Consider the following 18,862-nt stretch of genomic DNA (forward strand, 5'->3'; position numbering starts at 1 on the left):
ACATTTTTTTAGAATATGATATAGTGAAGAAAAGAGGATATACATCATGCCACTCGTTTAAATCGTGATGTACTATGAGAATAAAAGGTGGGATGCTAGTGGAGCACCGAAAAACGTTTCATTCCTACGAATTAAAAGACCATGATAAAAACATCATTATTGAAGGACCTATTACAAAAGAAGCATTGGAAACCTGCGAAATGGACGAAGGGTTAGTTGCATTCCGGCCTTCAGACAAACAAAAAGAAGCTTTACTTAAAATCATTGACCTCCCAGAAAGCAGAATTGTTGTAGCAAGAGAAAATAACAAAATTGTCGGCTACGCTACGTTCCTTTACCCGGACCCATTAGAACGGTGGTCAGAAGTAAAGATTGATAATTTACTTGAACTAGGAGCGATCGAAGTTTCATCACAATACCGAGGCTACCAGTTAGCCAAACACATCCTTAAAATTTCAATGATGGATAACGCTATGGAAGATTATATTGTGATTACGACCGAATACTACTGGCACTGGGATTTACGTGGTACAGGACTTTCCATCTGGAAATACCGGGATGTAATGGAAAAAGTGATGAATGCCGGAGGGTTGGAGTGGTATGCAACGGATGATCCTGAAATCTGTTCACACCCAGCCAACTGTTTGATGGCTAAAATAGGTAACCGTGTTGGATCTGATGCCATTCATGAGTTTAATCGTATACGATTTAAACATAAGTATATGTTTTGATTTTAACTACATACAAGGGGGGTTTACACCTATGATGTTGGAACAAATCATGCAATCAAATGTAATCTATGGGACAGCTTCTTTTACTATTGCAGACGCATGTTCTCTTATGGATAACAAAAGAATACGACACTTGCCAATTATTAATGAAAGTGGTGCTATCGAGGGAATTCTTTCAGATCGGGATGTACGAGACGCCAGTCCGTCAATTTTTCACACTACAGAAATGTCCTTTTTAGACCAGTCTGTTACAACGATTATGAAAACAGATGTCATCACATCCATGCCTACCGATTTTGTAGAAGATGCTGCAACTGTGATGGTCGAACAAAATATCAGTTGCTTACCGATCGAAAGAGAAAATCGCCTCGTGGGGATTATTACTGAAACGGATTTATTGAAGACTCTTGTACGTTTAACAGGAGCAGATTTACCAACATCGAGGTTGGAAGTAGAAGTCCCTAATGTTTCCGGTATGCTTTCGGAAGTCGCAAGCTTAATTAAAGAGGTGGGTGTAAACGTTCAGAGTGTTCTCGTGTACCCAAGCCAAAATCCAGTAAAGAAAATTCTTGTTTTTCGAGTTCAAACAATGGATACTCGTCGCCTTGTTCAATCTATTAATGAACATGATTTTACGGTCCTATGGCCTAATTTTCTTTCGGAGCCGATATGATGAAGGATGCTGTATTCATTTACTCGCCTGAACAACTTTCCTATCGTTTTAATGAAGGCCACCCTTTTAATCAGAAAAGGTTGGAAGTAACTAACGATCTGCTGCATAAAATTGGCGCATTAGACAAAGAAGATATACGGATACCAAGAATGGCGAAAATTGAAGAACTCCTTCTTATACACGATAACGAATATGTTGAAGCCGTCAAACAGGCGAGCATCGGTAAGTCTCAGCCCTCTTTTACTTCTACTTATGGCATCGGATCAGACGATACCCCTTCCTTCACAGGCATGCATGAAGCCGCTTCGTGGTTGGTAGGCGGTACCCTCACTGCTGTAGATTGTATTTTTGAGGAAGGCTATCAACATGCCCTTAACCTAGGAGGCGGTTTGCATCATGGCTTCCGTGGTAAAGCCTCTGGATTTTGCATCTATAACGATAGTTCCATTGCCATTGAATATATAAGAAAAAAATACGATGCCAAAGTTTTATATATTGACACGGATGCTCATCATGGTGATGGTGTCCAATGGGCCTTTTATGATGATCCTAACGTATGTACATTATCTCTTCATGAAACGGGACGATACCTATTCCCAGGGACTGGAAATGTTAATGAACGTGGCCATGGAAAGGGACTTGGCTATTCATTTAACGTGCCACTTGAGGCTTTCACTGAAGACGATTCATGGCTAAATGCGTATGAAACGGCACTTACCGAGGTTGCTGGTTACTTCCAGCCAGATATCATAGTTACCCAAAACGGTGCAGATGCTCATCATTACGACCCTTTAACTCATCTGTGCTCAACGATGCGAACTTTTCATGAAATCCCTAAACTCGCTCACAAGGTTGCTCATCAATACTGTAATGGACGCTGGCTGGCTGTTGGCGGAGGTGGATACGATATTTGGCGTGTTGTCCCACGTGCGTGGGCACTCATATGGTTAGTAATGAGTGATCGAGCTACTTCTGATATTATTTCTAATCGTTTGCCTAAGTCGTGGATAGATCATTGGCAAGACGAATCACCCGTTACGTTGCCAACACAATGGTACGATAAACAAGAAATTTACCCGACGATCCCTCGCAAACAAGAGATTGTCGAAAAGAATATACGGACCGTACAAAAAGCGCTCGAACCTATACGCAAACAATATAAACATGTACAAACCTAAAAAGCAGCCCAATGGGGCTGCTTTTTCAAGGGTAAGAAAGTATAAAAATCTACGTTTCGGTGTCTTGCGTAAGGCGCCATCGGCTCGTTTCAAATAACCTGCCCGATCAAAAGTAAAAAGCACTTTTTATCGGATCGGGTAAAAGCGCCTTGCGCTTTTCTAAATTAGAGGCTGCTGAATAAGTAGCTTACGCCTACATGGCAAAGGGCTATGCTCTTTCTCATGGAGAGAATCTGCAAGGAAATAACTCTTCTTTTGCTAAAAGCCTTGCACTTGATTTTGAGATACACATGTGGGAGCCAAGGGTGCTGCTGCAATGGCGGAGACTCCCTCAGGAAAAGCAACAATGGTCTTCTTGCGACGAGGAACCGCAGGAACAGCAGAAGACCCTGCAGTGAGCACGCCTTTTGCGAATGAGGAGGCTGAAGCGTTGCCTGCGGAAAGCGAAGCCATGGAAGCGGCACCCTTTGTATTTGAGTTCTAGAGTTATTCAGCAATCCCTAATTAGGATCTTTTCTTAAGACTGCTATCGTATACTTTTCGAATAAAAAAGCAATAAAGTTACTAAACAACAACTATGAAATCCTTTGTAACATTTTTTCCACTAAAGTAGCTGATCGAACCGCTGTCTTCTCAACGAAGATCGTAAAGCTATCTGCTGCTTCTCCATTCGCCTTATCAGAAATAGAGCGAATAATAACAAAGGGAACTTCATTTACCATTGCAGTATAAGCAACTGCAGCACCTTCCATTTCGACACAGTGGCCATTAAATGTAGTGTATAGTTCATCAACACTCTCACTGTCAGCGATGAACTGATCTCCGCTTAAAACCCTGCCTTTTTTTACATTTCCATCCTTTAACGATACGGCCTCTTCAAAAGCAATGTTTACGAGAAGCTCATCCGCTTTAAACTGTGATCGACCTGAGAACATGGGAACTTCTCCTCTTTTAAAGCCCAATGGACTCCCATCTAGATCGTGTTGAATACAGTCTTCCGAAATGACGAGGTCTCCAATTTCTAACTCAGGATCTAACGCTCCAGCCACTCCAGTAAATAAAGCGGCTTCTATACTGTAATGATCAATAAGGATTTGCGTCGTGACGGCGCCATTAACTTTGCCGACGCCACATTGAGTCATAACAACGTGATGTCCGTGCCATTTTCCTTCGTAAATTGTTAAATGGGCTTTTTGACTTTTTTCAAAAGATGTTCCTTGACGAAGAAAATAGTCAATTTCTTCTTTCATTGCACCAATAATTCCTATTTTCATATCCTTTTCACATCCTAGCTTTTTACTTTCACTATCTACTTATTTTAATGAGTATACGTTAGTCATTCCAGGTAAAGAACGTTCGAAAGAAAGCAATAAAAAGTCCGGTTGTTGAATTTCCCGAAAATAGTAAATATATTTAGTACGCATCGCCAGACTCGTAGGATGGGTCTGAAATGACGATGACAACACGTCGATTTTGCTTAAGGTTCTCTTCTGTTGTATTGGCTGCAACAGGTCGCGTATCTCCGTACCCCACTGACATGAATCGCTGTGAGGTCAATTGCTTTTCATCAATTAAATAACGAATCACACTCGATGCTCTAGCACCAGACAACTCCCAGTTTGACGGAAATTCTCTCGTATTAATCGGACGACTATCAGTATGACCTTCTACTTTAACTATATTTGGAATCGCTTCTAAAAGGGTTGCTACCCTATCTAAAAAGGGTTCAGCACCTTCAAGCAATTCTGCTTGTCCTGTCTCAAACAGCATTTGTTCTTGAAGAACGAGAACGACACCACGGTCATCACGTGATGCTGCAATTTCTTCTTGGAGCTCATGTTTCTCTAAGTATTCATTCACTTCTTCTAAAAGCTGGTCCAAGTTCTCTTCACTTTGCTCATGCATTTCCAAGTAATCTTCAAATGGATCAACTTCCTCCTCAAACGGGTCGTCTTTTACATCGCGATCTTCCGCTGGGTGTTCAGCGGGAATGATGGATGGAAAATTATCAAAAACTGCCCGGTCCTGAAATGATTCTGCGATCGCTCTGAATTTTTCCGAATCTACAACACTCATGGAAAATAGTAAAACGAAAAAAACAAGGATTAATGTCATAAGGTCTGAGAAGGTTACCATCCATTTAGGCGCCCCCTTGTCAGAGGTCTGCTTCCTACGCCTGATCATAGATAGCTTCCCCTTCTTCGACTTCCTCTTCTTTACCCTTAATATGGTTAGGGATGAAAGCACTTAATTTCTCTTCCAGTACTTTCGGATTTTGGCCTGATTGAACACCAATGACCCCTTCAATAACAATTTGTTTGATAAACACTTCATCTTCAGTTTTTAAAGCCAATTTGTTAGCCATTGGTGTAAATACAAGGTTGGCTAACAGGGTTCCGTACAGTGTCGTCAGGAGGGCAATTGCCATATTAGGCCCCAAGCTGGTAGGATCATTTAAGTTTTGCAGCATTAAAACGAGACCGACAAGAGTTCCAATCATTCCCCAAGCAGGTGCATACTCTCCCGCTTTTTCAATGATAAGTCGCCCTTTACGATGTCGTTCCTCCATAGCAACGACTTCTGCCATCATGATATCTTTAATAGTATCTTGTTCAATGCCATCAACGGCAAGAAGTACTCCCTTCTCAATAAATGGATCTTTCACTTCATCCATTCCCATTTCCAAAGCAAGTAATCCTTCTCTTCGTGCTTTTGTAGATAAGTCAACAAAAGTAGATATTAGCTGTTTAAGATCATGATTTTGCGATTGGAAGGTCTCTTTAAAGACTTTCGGCAATAACTTTAAATCATTTAATGAAAAGTTAATCAAGATCGCAGCAGCCAATCCGCCTAAAACAATGACGATCGATGTCCATTGAAGAAAGTAATGCATATTTCCGGGTCCCGCATTAGACAATACAGCGAACAAAATCATTGTTAGACCTACAAATAAACCAATCGGTGTTAAAAAATCGAGTTTTTTCATAATCCTCTCCCTAACTTCTCCCCATCACCCGATTGGTTTTTTGTTTATCTAATCGGGTGATTTTGTAGATTGACGGTATTCGATACGATGTGGTAATAACACGACATCGTCATTTACTTCTTCTTTATTCATATACTTTGTGAGCAGACGCATGGAGACAGCTCCAATATCATACATTGGCTGAACAACAGACGTAAGTGTTGGTCGCACCATTGACACTAATCGAGTATTATCAAAACCAATGACTTCAAAATCTTCGGGCACATTAAACCCTTTGTCTTGTGCGCCGTGGATAACTCCTAATGCCATCTCATCTGTTGAAGCAAAAATAGCCGTTGGTTTATCCTCTAATGAAGTCAAACTCTCCATAGCTTCCAAACCTGAATCGTAAGTATAATCCCCGATGACAACATAATCATCATTCAGTGTTAGTCCAGCGTCTTCAAGTGCTCGCTTGTATCCTGCAAATTTCTGATAGCCGTTAATCGGATCTTCTAACGTTCCTGACAACATTGCAATTCGTTGATGTCCTTGGTTTATAAAGGATGTTACAGCATCATAGACACCCTGCTCGTAATCGATGTTGACACTTGGAAATGCTTTTTCATCGTCCACAGTTGCGGATAGGACAACAGGTACAGGAGATTGCTTAAATTGCTGGGCGTGATCCTCAGTAATCTCACCACCCATGAAAACTAATCCATCTACTTGTTTTTCAAGTAACGTGTTAATTAAATGAATTTCTTTTTCTTTGTTTTGATCAGAGTTACATAAAATGATATTGTACTTGTACATTGTCGCAATATCTTCGATTCCACGTGCAAGCTCTGCAAAGAAAATGCTCGAAATATCAGGAATGATCACTCCTACTGTTGTCGTTTTTTTGCTTGCTAACCCTCTAGCTACTGCATTCGGGCGATACCCCAGCCTTTCGATTGCTTCAAGTACTCGTTTTCTAGTAGTCGGCTTCACATTTGGGTTTCCATTAACGACACGGGAAACTGTAGCCATTGAAACGCCTGCTTCCCTCGCGACATCATAAATTGTTATATTCATTTATATCCTCCTTACAGTCATTTCCATTTTATGGCTTTCATGTTTTCATAACGTAATGCTATGATACGACACTTTAAGGAGGGGCGCAAATTCTTTATTTATATCGACAAAAAACGCCACTACCTTCACATTAAACAATAATTTTTTTATATTTTTCTTCTATGGACACCCTAGTCTCATTGTACTTTTTTTACAAATATCATATTTCTTTGGAAAGCTTACACCTTGTTTTTTTATTAGGTTGTCATTTTTTTCATTCACTATACGATAAAAGTGACTTTGCGGTACGTTTTACCTATATTACACATAAGAAAAACTGTATAGTGGTCTTTTGTTAAGGCTCTTTTCTAAAAGATTGTTGCTATTTGTTTTTAGAGCGTTAGGCAAGCGAATGCTTGCTCAAAAAGCAACAAACTTTACAATAACAGTCTTTGTTAAAGCAGTTTCCTAAAAAATTATTGCTTTTTAATAAGATAAGATCTTCGCTCGAATTCCGTACAGGCGGACGCTTTTACCCCAGTGCACAAGTGCGACATCCGTTCTTCCTTCACTTCGTTCGGATTCACGGTGTCCTTTGCCGCGGGCAACGCTTAAGTCGCTTAAGCCTCCCTCGGGGAAACATCCTACGGTTCCTCGTCGCAAGAAAACTATTGTTGCTTTTTCCGCTGAAGTCACCGCCTTTCGCTCTTTCGTATTATAAAATCTAAATGATTATCCCCTTTGTATCTTTGTAACCTACCGCTTCGGAAATACACTACGCTTTCCGCGGGCTCGCGCTGAGCCTCCTCGTTCGCAAAGTGCGCTCACTGTGGGGTCTCAACGTCTTCGCTTTCCCGCTGGAGTCTACGTGTATTTCCTTCGCTGGTATAGTGCTTTGTAAATTCATCACATTTATATATTGCTTGATGAAGTCAAACAATGGCTATTCATTTTTATAATGGATAAAAAAACAACGTTAGTTTCCACCGTAAAAAAGCTGTCTCAGCATTCATTGCTTGAGACAGCTTCTTTTTAAAGATTATCCTTTAACGACAGTCTTTGGTGATTTATATAGTCCTGATTGCTCTAATTGAGTCATAAACTCGTCAAATTCATCAATGTCCATTTGTTGTGCAGAATCTGATAAGGCTACAGCCGGGTCCGGATGTACCTCAGCCATGACTCCATCTGCACCAATAGCCAATGCTGCCTTTGCAGTAGGAAGTAATAGATCTCTCCGACCAGTAGAATGTGTTACATCAACCCATACAGGAAGGTGTGTTTCTTGCTTAAGAATAGGAACTGCCGATATATCGAGTGTATTCCTTGTCGCTTTCTCATACGTACGAATACCTCGCTCGCAAAGCATGACATTTTTATTTCCTTTAGATAGAATGTACTCAGCAGCATTCATGAACTCTTCAATGGTAGCAGATAATCCACGTTTTAAAAGGACTGGCTTATCTACTGAACCAGCTGCTTTTAACAGCTCAAAGTTTTGCATGTTACGCGCTCCAATTTGAATCACATCAACATATTTGAGTGCCATTTCAATATCATTTGGGTTCACAATTTCACTAATAACTGCTAAATCATGCTTTTTCGCTACGTCATGTAGGATCTGAAGGCCTTCTTCTCCTAAGCCTTGGAAGTCATAAGGTGAAGTTCTAGGCTTAAATGCGCCACCTCGCAAAAATTTAATCCCTTGCTTTTTCAAAGCTTGAGCTACTGTATCCACTTGTTCGTAGCTTTCTACCGAGCAAGGACCAGCGATCATGCGTTGCTGTCCATCTCCTATTGGTTCACCCTTAACATCAACTACAGTATTGTCAGCCTGCTTTTTACGCGATACAAGTAAAGCCTTTCGATGGTCGTCTTCTTGTATTTCGAGACTAGCTTTAAAAATTTGCTTGAAAATATGTTGAAGGGTCGATGTTTCAAATGGCCCTTTGTTATGTTCAGTAATTAGATCAAGCATTTTTCGCTCCCTTACAGGGTCAAAGCGATTAAGTCCTTGAGCACTCTTCACTCGCCCGATCTCCTTAGCTAACTTTGCTCTTTCATTAATCAACTCCATTAATTGTAAGTTGACCTCGTCTAATTCTTTTCTCAACTCTTCTAATTGCTCGTTACCCATAAGTGATAGCTCCTCTCCATTACTTCTGATTTACTTTATTCTAATCGATTAGGGACTATTATAAACGATTGACTTCTTTCTGTCACCCATTTTTTCTTTATAACTTAAACGCTTTTAAGTGTTAAAGTAAGAAGTGGTTTGTAAAATCCTCAAAAAACACGATTACAATCTTAATTTGATTAGCTTATGTTTCATAAACGAAGGTGTGTCTCCTTCATCTATTTTTTGCTGTTAACGTAAATATAAAACCTAATGTATGTACAACATTATTAAAAAACGCCCTGCCTGTTTTATTTTCAGGAGGGCGTTTCGAACTTCTACTTTGCTTTATTTCTCTTCCCATACACTTGAAAGTTTTTTATTCGTTACATTCCAATGAGAGTCGTGCCATTTAACCTCACCGTTAACAAATAACAATGCTTGAGGTGATTCATGCTTTACACTAAATCGATTTGCAATTTCATCTGAAAGCGGTCGTGCCTCTTGCACATTTAAATAAAATACAGGTACATTTTCCTGTGATTGACTGAATTTTTCTGTTTCTTCGTAGGCTTCAGTGCTAATTGGACATGTGGTACTATTTTTTAATAGATAAAATTCGTCTGTATTTTTCACTAAATTTTCCCATTGTTCTACTGTTTCAATTTTAGTTAGACTCATGAGTATTCTCCTTTTAGAGGCTGGTTTTTGAAAACGCACTTTTAATTTTCTTCAGATTCGTTTTGTTTTTTTTCTCTTTCTTTCTCCTCAACTTCCTGTACAAGCTGCTCTACAGAACGTTGGAGTTCTTCTACTTCTTTCTTTACAGACGCTGCAATTTCCTCACCGGCCCCTTGAAGGTCAGTTGTTAAACTTTCAGCTGACTCTGTTAACTCTTCAACGTCCTTTCTAACGGCTCTTGTTAACTCTTTGACACGGTCAACTAAACTTGTTGACTGTTCCGAAACGGTTTGTGCAAAGTTTGATGTGCTTTCCTTCGCTGTTGTTGCTGCAATTTTTGCGCCTTCGTTAAGGTCCTCGCGTAATTCCTTTCCTGACTTAGGCGCCAAAAGTAAAGCAGTTGAAGCTCCGACAATTCCACCTAACAACGTACCAATAAAAAAATCCTTTGTGTTCATGTTGTTACTTTGATTTTTGTTTTCAGTCATCGTTTATTCCTCCTCTTGTTTTCTTTTCGTTGTTTCTGCTGTATAAGCCTTTTCCTCACTATTACGTTTTGCTTTCCATTTTGACCACATTTCCATCGCTACATTGCCCCATTTCACAGCCTGGGCAACTTGCTCTGTATTCGCATTAGCTTGTTGGGAGACCATGTGTGACACGCTTCTCACAGATTGATTAACTGTCTTTAAAGAGTCACCCAATTCTTTTGCTGATTCAAATACGCCGTTTAATGATTCTGACTTTCCTTGAATATCATCTGCGAGACGGTTCGTTTTATGTAAAAGAGCAGTAGATTCCTGTGAGATCCCATCAATCTGCTTTTCCATACCTTCTACTGTGTTTGATACCCTGTCTAACGTTTTCGTCACTGCTTTTAATGTTAAAATGAGGTACATAACGAGAATAGCAAAAGCTACTGCTATGATCGCTGCACTGACATATAATAACCATTCCATACCTACACACCTCCTGTACTCTATGAGTAATTGACGCAACGGTGCCTCGATCTGTCAGGCTCGTTTCATCCCCATAAAGCCAATACTCCATATAGAAATATTCTACACATTTTCTGTCTAATCCTCTAGAAAAATGAAAGATTTTCTGTCCGTACGTTTCACTACATGAAAAGTTAAGGTAAAATAAAATAGATTGACTATTGTTAAAATAACATCCAGCTTAAAGGAGGAAGAAGATGAGAGATTCCCGTATTCAAACTTTAGCCAAAAATTTGGTCCAATACTCAGTTCACTTACAAAAAGGTGAGCATATTTTAATCGAGAACTTCGGAGTCCAAAAAGAACTCGTTAAAGCCTTAGTTGAAGAAGCCTATGCTGCAGGTGGCCATCCTCATGTTTTATTAAAGGACCATGAAATAAACCGTACCCTTTTAATGGGCGCTTCAAACGAACAACAGGAATTATCCGCAGATATTGAAGCATTTGCAATGGAAAAGATGAATGCGTACATAGGTTTAAGAGCTGGCGATAATATTACTGAATTATCGGATGTTCCTTCCGATAAAATGAGTTTACATCAGCAAACTGTAGGTACTAAAGTACACCGTCACATTCGTGTACCGAAAACGAAGTGGTGTGTACTTCGGTACCCAAGTTCTTCAATGGCACAATTAGCGAAAATGAGTACAGAGGCTTTCGAAGATTTTTATTTTAATGTATGTAATTTAGATTATAGCAAAATGAACGAAGCTATGGATGCTTTGGTCACTCGTATGAATAATACTGACGAAGTCCGCATTACTGGTGAAGGCACTGATCTTACTTTCTCTATAAAAGAGATCCCAGCTATAAAATGCGCAGGTAATATGAACATTCCTGACGGCGAAGTATACACAGCTCCAGTACGTGATTCTGTAAATGGTACAATTCGATATAATACGGCTTCACCATATCAAGGGTTTACCTATGAAAATATTGCCTTGACGTTTGAAGACGGTAAAATTGTAAAAGCAGAATCGAACGACACTGAAAGAATTAATCAAATCTTTGACACTGACGAAGGTGCTCGATTTATTGGTGAATTTGCCATTGGAGTCAACCCACACATCCAGCATCCAATGCAGGACATCCTATTTGATGAAAAGATTGATGGTAGCTTCCACTTTACGCCTGGTCAAGCCTATGAGGATGCATATAACGGAAACGACTCTGCGATCCATTGGGATATCGTGTTCATCCAACGCCCCGAGTACGGAGGTGGAAACATCTACTTCGATGGTGAATTAATCCGAAAAAACGGTCGCTTCGTAGTCGATGATCTCCAACCGTTAAATCCAGAAAACTTATAAGAAAAACCGCATGCGGGGCTTTTATTAAGGCTTATTCTGTAAAGTATCCTGCTATTTGAGCGTTTTTAAACAACAGTTCCCCTAAAAAATAAGCAATGGCTTCGCTCACTGCTCGCCCGTTATGAAAAATCGTAACGGGCTTTTAAGTAATGCAGAGGCTGCGCTCATTGCTTTAGGGTTAATTCAAAAGGGCTTAACCAACCTTCTGAGATTCCTTCTATTCTGCAAGTCGTTCATAAGCATTTTGGAATTTCTGAACATCACCAGCACCCATAAATAATAAAATCCCTTGGTCATGTTGCAGCAATTGATTGACTGTTTCTTCGTTTACAAGAATTGAACCAGGAATACGTTCCTGGAGGTCATCAATGGACAAAAATTGTTCATTTTCTCGTGCCGAAGCAAAAATATCACACAAATAAACCGTATCCGCTTCTTTTAAACTTTCCGCAAAATCATCTAAAAAGGTTTGGGTTCGAGTAAAAGTGTGTGGTTGAAAAATAGCAACCACTTCACGCTCTGGATATTTTTGTTTTGTTGCTTCGATTGTCGCTGCAATTTCCGTTGGATGATGCGCATAGTCGTCAATAAGAACCTGTTTTCCAAATGATTTTTCACTAAAACGTCTTTTTACTCCTGAGAAAGTTTTCAAATGATTCTTAACGATGTTGACGTCAATATTCTCATATTCACATAAAGCGATAACACTCAATGCATTTAATATATTGTGATTGCCGAATCCAGGAATCGTGAATGAACCATATGCCGTATTTCGTACATAAACATCAAAGTGAGTTCCGTTTGAATCCACATTTACATTTTTCGCTTGAAAATCATTTTGTGCACCAAAACCATAGTAAACAACAGGAACTTGAGCATTAATTTGCTGCAGGTATTCATCATCACCACAGGCAATGATCGCCTTCTTCACTTGTTTAGCCATATCCTGGAACGCTGAAAATACATCTTCCACATCTCTAAAATAGTCGGGGTGGTCAAAGTCCACGTTCGTCATAACACAGTAGTCTGGGTGGTAGTGTAAAAAGTGCCTGCGATACTCACACGCTTCAAACACAAAGTATTCACTTTCCTCTTCCCCTTTTCCCGTACCGTCACCTATTAAAAATGAGGTCGGTTTCGCTTGCTGTAAGACGTGTGACATTAATCCGGTTGTTGACGTTTTTCCGTGGGAACCAGTAATCGCAATACTCGTAAATTGCTGAATAAATTCACCAAGAAAGGTCGGATACGGGTGTACCATAATCTCTTTTTCTGCTGCTGCTTTCACTTCTTCATGGTCTTCACCGTATGCAGCTGAAGCGATGATCGTCTGTCCCTCTTGAACGTTGTCTTTGTTAAAAGGCAATAACGGGATCCCTTTTTCTTCTAAAGGTTTTTGAGTAAAAAAGACCTTATCTACATCTGATCCTTGTACATCATATTTCATGTCACTGAGAATTTGTGCTAATGCACTCATCCCAGATCCTTTTATTCCGATAAAATGAAACATTGTCATATTTGGACCTCCAAGATTGAGTTGTCACTTAAATGGCGCCCGAATAGAGAATAAACATCTACTTATAGTATATGTCTACAGCCTCATTTCGGGAATCGCGAATAAAACACCTATCCATTATAGCAGATCAAAAACGCATCAACCATCGCTCTACATTCATACATCTAAAGTTTTAAAGGTTTACCTTTTTTTCTCACAACGATACCACTTATATATAGTTTATCCTTTTCCATTTTTATTCATTACATTTTTGCATAACGCAAATAATCAATTCCGTATTCTTTCATAAATCGTTTTAACCTTACCTGTTGATTAGGATCATCGGTCTTTCGGATTGCATCAGCTATTTGCGTATTTACTCTATTTTCTTCTTTTCCATAAACGGTAAAGACCGGGCCGATCACCTTCTGTTTAAATCCAACGGGAGCAATCCTCATAAAAGCGATATTCCCCGTTTCTACTACTGGCGAAAATAGAAATGGATATACGTAATCTATTTCTCCCGTCATCAACCGTTTGACTTCGATTTTCGTATGATCATACTTCATTATTTTTACCGGTTCTAACGTCATTAGCATTAAATGGCCGCATAAATCCAGCATCGGCTTCGTGAATGCTTCTTTTTGGTCGCGGATAAATAAATCAAACATTCTTGAACCGATAACAGTGACATAATCAAATGCAAACCAATGTTCAAAATGCAGATTCATTAGCTTATCAAACGCTTGTTCCTTAGGTTGTTGAGTTTTATGTTTGAATAAGTGCTTCGCACGAACTTTCTCTCTCAGGTTTGCATTGTTTTCAATGTATGTAAAAAAGAGATCATACACATCCATTAATGCTTGCTCGCTTTTACTTTGCTTCTCACTTCGAAGTTTATTAAAGTCAACAACGAAAGATGTCCGTCTTTTTGCCATACTACGTTCTTCCTTTCACCAAACAATGAATCAGGGCTAATCTTAACAATTTATTTTTTAAAGGAAAGGAAAAGGCTGCGCCGAGCATGCCTGACGCAACCTTTGCATTATTTGCTTGGTACTTTTCTGAAGGCTCTATTATTAAAGATTGTTGCTATTTGTTTATGAGCGTTAGGTAAGCGAATGCTTGCCCTGTCACACGTAGCGTGACAGTATTTAACATAGATGATCATGAAGGGCAAATTCATTTGTCCGTAACACCCTTTGTGCCCGAAAAAACTTCAAAAAGCAGCAAACCTTTCGAAAACAGCTACTCTTTTAAATCAATTCTTTCCAACCGAGAATTCGGCCGATATTTTCGCCCCTGCTTTGCTTCATGCTCTCCATTTAAAAGCACATTATCACCTGTAAAAGAAACGTTTAACTTAAGTAAACTGCTACCTACACCATAAATATCTACAGGTGCTTTCATTTCTTCATAGCAGGCAATTCGCTTTGCATCAAACCCACCGGACGCGACAATTTTAACATGATTAAATCCTTCCTTGTCTAATGCTTCTCGTAAAGCAAATACAAGTTTTGGATTAACACCTCTAGGATCGAATGTCCCAAGAAGTTCTGGGTTTCGAGTAAAATACTTATCAACCAGAGTATTTGACGTATCAACTCTGACGCCTTTTAATGTGTCACCAAATTCTCGTGCTACTTTTAGAGAGTCTGTGACCACATCATTGTTGTAATCGACAAGAGCCATTAACTCATCTTGTGGATACGTCTCATGATAGGCATGACTAGCCGCTACAATATCCCCTTTAAATAGCTGAATAAGAGCATGCGGCATCGTCCCCATTCCCTTTTTTCCCCACCATTCATTCATAGCATGGGTAGCCTGGGCTTTAGAACCGCCAATATATGCCGCGTAACCGTCACCCGATTGTTGGGTATAGTGATCATCTCTGTCACCCATGAAAATTACCGGTTTATCAATGCCACCCGATTGGGCAGCTTTGACAACTTCATAAACATTAGTAGACACCGAGGTTCTCCGGGCTAAAATACCGTCAATAACCCCTTCTAAATAACCGAAATTCTCATACGCCCCTTTGATGGTTAAAACCGTTTCAAAGGGAGCGATTTTATCACCGTCTTCAAGTGAATGAATTTCAAGCTGTTCCGGATTCTTCGCAAATGTTTTTAATAAAGCAATCACTTCATCTGTGCCACATAAAACGGCATGCTTTTTTTGAAAAAATTGCATGAGTATTTCATTATTGGGCTTGTGTTTTTCAGCAATTTCTCTCGTTTTCAGAAAATAAACCGCAGAAAACCAGCCCTCTCCAATACGTTCATCAAACTTAAAAGTCCGATTTGTTAACCGCTTAATTTTACCTTCTAGCTTTAAGTGAATTTCTTTCATATGACTTCTCCTCAATAAAATCGTCACATTGCCTGCATGATTTATTTTGATCGATTAGTGATAAATTTCGTGCTGCCTTTTTTCTATAATAACAGCTTCTACAATTTCAATTAAATCCTCTTCACTTACATAGTGTATCCCGTCTCGAATGACGACTAATTGTAATTGCTCTTCTTCCTTCAACATTCGAAGCCAACCCGGTGAAACAAATTGAACTAGATTTACTAATGGAAGGTGCTCCATGTCGATCCCTCCTGAGACTAGTTTTTTTGTTACCTTTTTTGATCTTCGTGTTTCGGAACTTATTAGTGTATGTTCAATTAGAGGGACAATAAAGCTGAAGATCGGATTCAACAGCTATAATGCCGGTCTTTTTGAACACGATCTATTAAGGATCTTTACTCATAAACAAAACCTAATTCGAGATTGAGAGGAAATGAATATATACTTTTACCTTCTATATTATGATTCACTTACTCATATTGTAAAGAAAAAGAGTAAAAGTGTGTAGTCTTATTTTACCCTTTTCCAACAATTATTTCTTCCAATTCTTCATTTGTTAAATAGACATCACGTGGTTTACTCCCTTTCGAAGGAGAAATAATTCCTCGTTCTTCCATAATATCAATTAATCGCGCTGCTCGGTTAAAGCCCATTCGGAAGCGTCGTTGTAAAAGAGAAGACGATGCTGCTTGCTGCTCGATAACAAATCGGCATACCTCTTCAAACATCGGGTCTTCCTCTCCTCCGGTATCCTGAGACTTTAATTCCTCCTTTTCAAAAAGAAAAGACGGTGGTCCGTTCCTTTTTACATGTTCGGTCACTCGTTCAATTTCATCATCAGAGACAAACGCCCCTTGCAATCGGACAGGTTTTGACTCTCCGTTCCCTAAGAATAGCATATCTCCTCGACCGAGTAATCTCTCCGCACCTGAAGCATCCAAAATTGTACGTGAATCCGTTTGTGCTGAGACAGAGAAAGCAACTCTTGTAGGGATATTCGCTTTAATCAATCCTGTAATGACATCGACTGAAGGACGTTGCGTCGCTACAAGTAAATGAATCCCACACGCTCTTGCTTTTTGAGCAATCCGGCAAATTGCATCTTCTACATCTTGAGGAGAGACCATCATTAGGTCGGCCAGCTCATCAACTACAACGACAAGATAAGGAAAAGTTTGATCTTCTTTCCCTTGCTCCTTCATTTTTTGATTATAACGATTCAAATCTCTGGAGCCAGTCTCGGCAAAACGTTCATAACGTCTTTCCATTTCCTCAACTGCCCATTTCAGTGCTTGTGTCGCTTCTTTAGCATCAGTAATCACAGGTGCAGCTAAATGCGGGATTCCGTTATAAGGAGCCAATTCCACCATCTTTGGATCAATGAGTAAGAACCGCACATTCTTTGGTGAAGCCTTATAAAGAAGACTTAACAAAATAGCATTTACACATACACTTTTACCAGATCCGGTCGCACCAGCAATTAAACCATGGGGCATCTTTTGTAAGTCTGTCACAATCGGCTGCCCACCGATATCGACACCAAGCGCTGCCATAAGAGGGGACTCACTTTGAATATACGATTTACTTTTTAAAATATCACGTAAAAATACAGGAGATGATTTTCGGTTAGGTACTTCAATGCCAATCGTGTTCTTTCCTGGAATAGGAGCTTCAATTCTTATATCCTTTGCAGCCAGGCTCAATTTAATGTCATCTTGTAAATTGGTTATTTTACTAACCTTCACTCCGGGCTCCGGTTGAACTTCAAACCGTGTTACCGATGGACCTCTCGTCACATTAACGACTTTTGCCCGTACATTGAAGTATTCCAGCGTCTGATTGAGAAGTTGTGACTGCTCTGTTAACTCTTGATCATCTTCTTCTCTCCTGCTCGGTGGTACTTCTAGTAAATGAAGCTCTGGTAACGCCCCTTTACCACGATTCATTTTTTCTCTACGCTCCTGTTTGACACGGTCTCGCTGAAACATTAATACATTGAAAGGCACACCTGAAGAGGCAGTTTTTTTCTTGTTTTTTTGCTGAACGGTTCGGTTCTGAGCGTCAGTAGATTCCCTTGATTCCTGAACTCTTTCCGTCACTACCTCCACTTCGTCTTGTGCGGGTAATGACTTTACAGACATCTCTACTTCTTCGATAGTTTTTGGGTAGTTTTGTGAATTTTCTTCAATAAATTCATGCTCTGAAGTTGAAGAATCGTGCGCTTCTAAATTTACCTGTTCATCGTCAAGTTCAATTTCATTCCTGACAGGTTCGGTTAATTCAAGGGTAGCGGAAACCTCTTTTTCCTTAGAGAATTCATTTGATTCGTGCAGAACTGGCTCTTTTTCATCATCATCCTTTGATTCAAAACGAACCTTAGGAGCCTCTTCTTCCGATAGGGACTGATTGTCTTCAGTGCTCATTTCCGGTTCCAATGGTGAGTCCGCAATTGGATTTTCTTCAATAGTTGAATCAGCCTCTGACAAGTTTCCTGTAATTGAAGGCTTTGTTACTAACCCTTCAAGGTGTAAAAATTCGTTCAAAACGTCTTCTTGGTATTGTTGTAAGGTCTCTTCTTCACGTTCCCCAAATCCAAATACCGGAGACGGAATTTGTCGGACAGCAAAGCCTTTCCCACCAAATTTTGTTTTATTAATCTTCTCATCTAACTTTTGGTGTGAAACTAAGTCCGCCGCAGATGCTGACTTTTCTTCAGGCTTATTTGGTTTTCGTGAATCAAGAGTTTTTGGCCTCGGACTTTCTTTATTTTCGAAAGAACGTTCCTTCACGTTTTCTGGATTCGGCTTCGGTTCTGCATTATGTACATGTTGACCGATCGGCTCGTTGTCTGGTACAACAGGAAATCGAAACGGACCGCTTTTCGGATATTGATGAATGAGTTTAGCATTTTCTTCTTTTTTTAAAGGGAGCGATCTTGTATTTTTTTTAAATACAGGTTGTTTTACTTGCTCTTGTTTCTCGTAAGAAGGAGTTTGATACTCATCTTGATCATTTACAAACATTTCTTTTAATTGATTTATCATGCGTTGAACGTTAAATCTCATAAAAATCACACCTTTTTCTACGATGTCTCGATTAAAGGGTACAAGGAAGCATTGAGATAGCTAACCTTAAACCGCTTATCGGTCACGAAAAATAATCCTTTTTTTAAGATGAAAGTAAAGGTATCCCCATTTTAACAGAAAATTTCTCGGACCGGAGACCTAATCCTCGCTTCATTCTTTTAAATCTAGACAGGCAAGCATACGTTTGCCTAAACAATCTTTTATTGAAATAAAGT

The 18,862-nt window shown here is 39.6% G+C and carries 18 protein-coding genes; 5 read left to right on the plus strand and 13 right to left on the minus strand.

Translation table 11 applies throughout. The features are described from left to right. Positions 1-98 precede the first annotated feature (98 nt). From CDZ94_RS08600 to CDZ94_RS21285, 4 genes are all read left to right on the plus strand, one after another. Positions 99-731 carry a GNAT family N-acetyltransferase gene (locus tag CDZ94_RS08600; protein WP_096436156.1) on the plus strand — a complete coding sequence of 211 codons (633 nt, stop codon included), beginning with the start codon at positions 99-101 and terminating at the stop codon, positions 729-731. 31 nt (positions 732-762) lie between these two features. Beyond that, complete coding sequence (locus tag CDZ94_RS08605; RefSeq protein ID WP_096436158.1) at positions 763-1,404, plus strand: acetoin utilization AcuB family protein; 642 nt, start codon at positions 763-765, stop codon at positions 1,402-1,404. Then, positions 1,401-2,582, plus strand: coding sequence for an acetoin utilization protein AcuC (locus tag CDZ94_RS08610; protein WP_096436160.1), 1,182 nt, complete (start codon positions 1,401-1,403; stop codon positions 2,580-2,582). The genes CDZ94_RS08605 and CDZ94_RS08610 overlap by 4 nt, the downstream gene beginning before the upstream one ends. Positions 2,583-2,898: 316 nt before the next feature. Beyond that, a complete protein-coding gene (locus CDZ94_RS21285) occupies positions 2,899-3,066 on the plus strand; it encodes a hypothetical protein (protein WP_157812130.1) in 168 nt (55 codons plus the stop codon). A 91-nt stretch (positions 3,067-3,157) separates the two neighbouring features. On the opposite strand, the gene CDZ94_RS08615 is transcribed toward CDZ94_RS21285, so the two are convergent. From CDZ94_RS08615 to CDZ94_RS08655, 8 genes are all read right to left on the minus strand, one after another. Continuing rightward, positions 3,158-3,856: a 5'-methylthioadenosine/adenosylhomocysteine nucleosidase gene (locus tag CDZ94_RS08615; protein WP_096436162.1), complete on the minus strand. Its 699-nt coding sequence runs from the start codon at positions 3,854-3,856 to the stop codon at positions 3,158-3,160. A 139-nt stretch (positions 3,857-3,995) separates the two neighbouring features. Beyond that, positions 3,996-4,766 carry a flagellar motor protein MotS gene (gene motS, locus CDZ94_RS08620; RefSeq protein WP_096436164.1) on the minus strand — a complete coding sequence of 257 codons (771 nt, stop codon included), beginning with the start codon at positions 4,764-4,766 and terminating at the stop codon, positions 3,996-3,998. Next, positions 4,753-5,568, minus strand: coding sequence for a flagellar motor protein MotP (gene motP / locus CDZ94_RS08625; RefSeq protein WP_096436166.1), 816 nt, complete (start codon positions 5,566-5,568; stop codon positions 4,753-4,755). The genes motS and motP overlap by 14 nt, the downstream gene beginning before the upstream one ends. Before the next feature lie 48 nt (positions 5,569-5,616). Continuing rightward, positions 5,617-6,624 carry a catabolite control protein A gene (gene ccpA, locus CDZ94_RS08630; protein ID WP_096436168.1) on the minus strand — a complete coding sequence of 336 codons (1,008 nt, stop codon included), beginning with the start codon at positions 6,622-6,624 and terminating at the stop codon, positions 5,617-5,619. 1,018 nt (positions 6,625-7,642) lie between these two features. Then, the gene (locus tag CDZ94_RS08640) at positions 7,643-8,740 is read right to left on the minus strand and encodes a bifunctional 3-deoxy-7-phosphoheptulonate synthase/chorismate mutase (protein ID WP_096436173.1); all 1,098 of its coding nucleotides are present in this window, start codon (positions 8,738-8,740) and stop codon (positions 7,643-7,645) included. Between the two features lie 327 nt (positions 8,741-9,067). Continuing rightward, entirely contained in the window at positions 9,068-9,400 is a 333-nt protein-coding gene (ytxJ, locus tag CDZ94_RS08645) for a bacillithiol system redox-active protein YtxJ (protein WP_096436175.1), read from the minus strand. 41 nt (positions 9,401-9,441) lie between these two features. Then, positions 9,442-9,888 carry a YtxH domain-containing protein gene (locus CDZ94_RS08650; protein ID WP_096436177.1) on the minus strand — a complete coding sequence of 149 codons (447 nt, stop codon included), beginning with the start codon at positions 9,886-9,888 and terminating at the stop codon, positions 9,442-9,444. A gap of 3 nt (positions 9,889-9,891) precedes the next feature. Then, a complete protein-coding gene (locus CDZ94_RS08655; RefSeq protein ID WP_096436179.1) occupies positions 9,892-10,359 on the minus strand; it encodes a DUF948 domain-containing protein in 468 nt (155 codons plus the stop codon). Between the two features lie 236 nt (positions 10,360-10,595). Here CDZ94_RS08655 and CDZ94_RS08660 point away from each other — a divergent pair, with 236 nt between their 5' ends. Next, positions 10,596-11,708 carry an aminopeptidase gene (locus CDZ94_RS08660; protein WP_096436181.1) on the plus strand — a complete coding sequence of 371 codons (1,113 nt, stop codon included), beginning with the start codon at positions 10,596-10,598 and terminating at the stop codon, positions 11,706-11,708. A 217-nt stretch (positions 11,709-11,925) separates the two neighbouring features. On the opposite strand, the gene murC is transcribed toward CDZ94_RS08660, so the two are convergent. From murC to CDZ94_RS08690, 5 genes are all read right to left on the minus strand, one after another. Beyond that, the gene (gene murC, locus CDZ94_RS08665; RefSeq protein WP_096436183.1) at positions 11,926-13,224 is read right to left on the minus strand and encodes a UDP-N-acetylmuramate--L-alanine ligase; all 1,299 of its coding nucleotides are present in this window, start codon (positions 13,222-13,224) and stop codon (positions 11,926-11,928) included. Between the two features lie 242 nt (positions 13,225-13,466). Next, positions 13,467-14,141 (minus strand): hypothetical protein, encoded by a 675-nt coding sequence (locus CDZ94_RS08670; RefSeq protein ID WP_096436185.1) that lies wholly within the window; start codon positions 14,139-14,141, stop codon positions 13,467-13,469. Positions 14,142-14,451: 310 nt separating this feature from the next. Further along, positions 14,452-15,558, minus strand: a complete 1,107-nt coding sequence (locus CDZ94_RS08675) for a nicotinate phosphoribosyltransferase (protein ID WP_096436187.1) — start codon at positions 15,556-15,558, stop codon at positions 14,452-14,454. Positions 15,559-15,612: 54 nt separating this feature from the next. Next, the gene (locus tag CDZ94_RS08680) at positions 15,613-15,801 is read right to left on the minus strand and encodes a hypothetical protein (protein ID WP_096436189.1); all 189 of its coding nucleotides are present in this window, start codon (positions 15,799-15,801) and stop codon (positions 15,613-15,615) included. Positions 15,802-16,076: 275 nt separating this feature from the next. Then, positions 16,077-18,626: a DNA translocase FtsK gene (locus CDZ94_RS08690; RefSeq protein ID WP_245415716.1), complete on the minus strand. Its 2,550-nt coding sequence runs from the start codon at positions 18,624-18,626 to the stop codon at positions 16,077-16,079. Positions 18,627-18,862: the final 236 nt, after the last annotated feature.

The organism is Alteribacter populi, assembly GCF_002352765.1.
In the GTDB taxonomy this organism is placed as follows: Bacteria; Bacillota; Bacilli; order Bacillales; family Salisediminibacteriaceae; genus Alteribacter; species Alteribacter populi.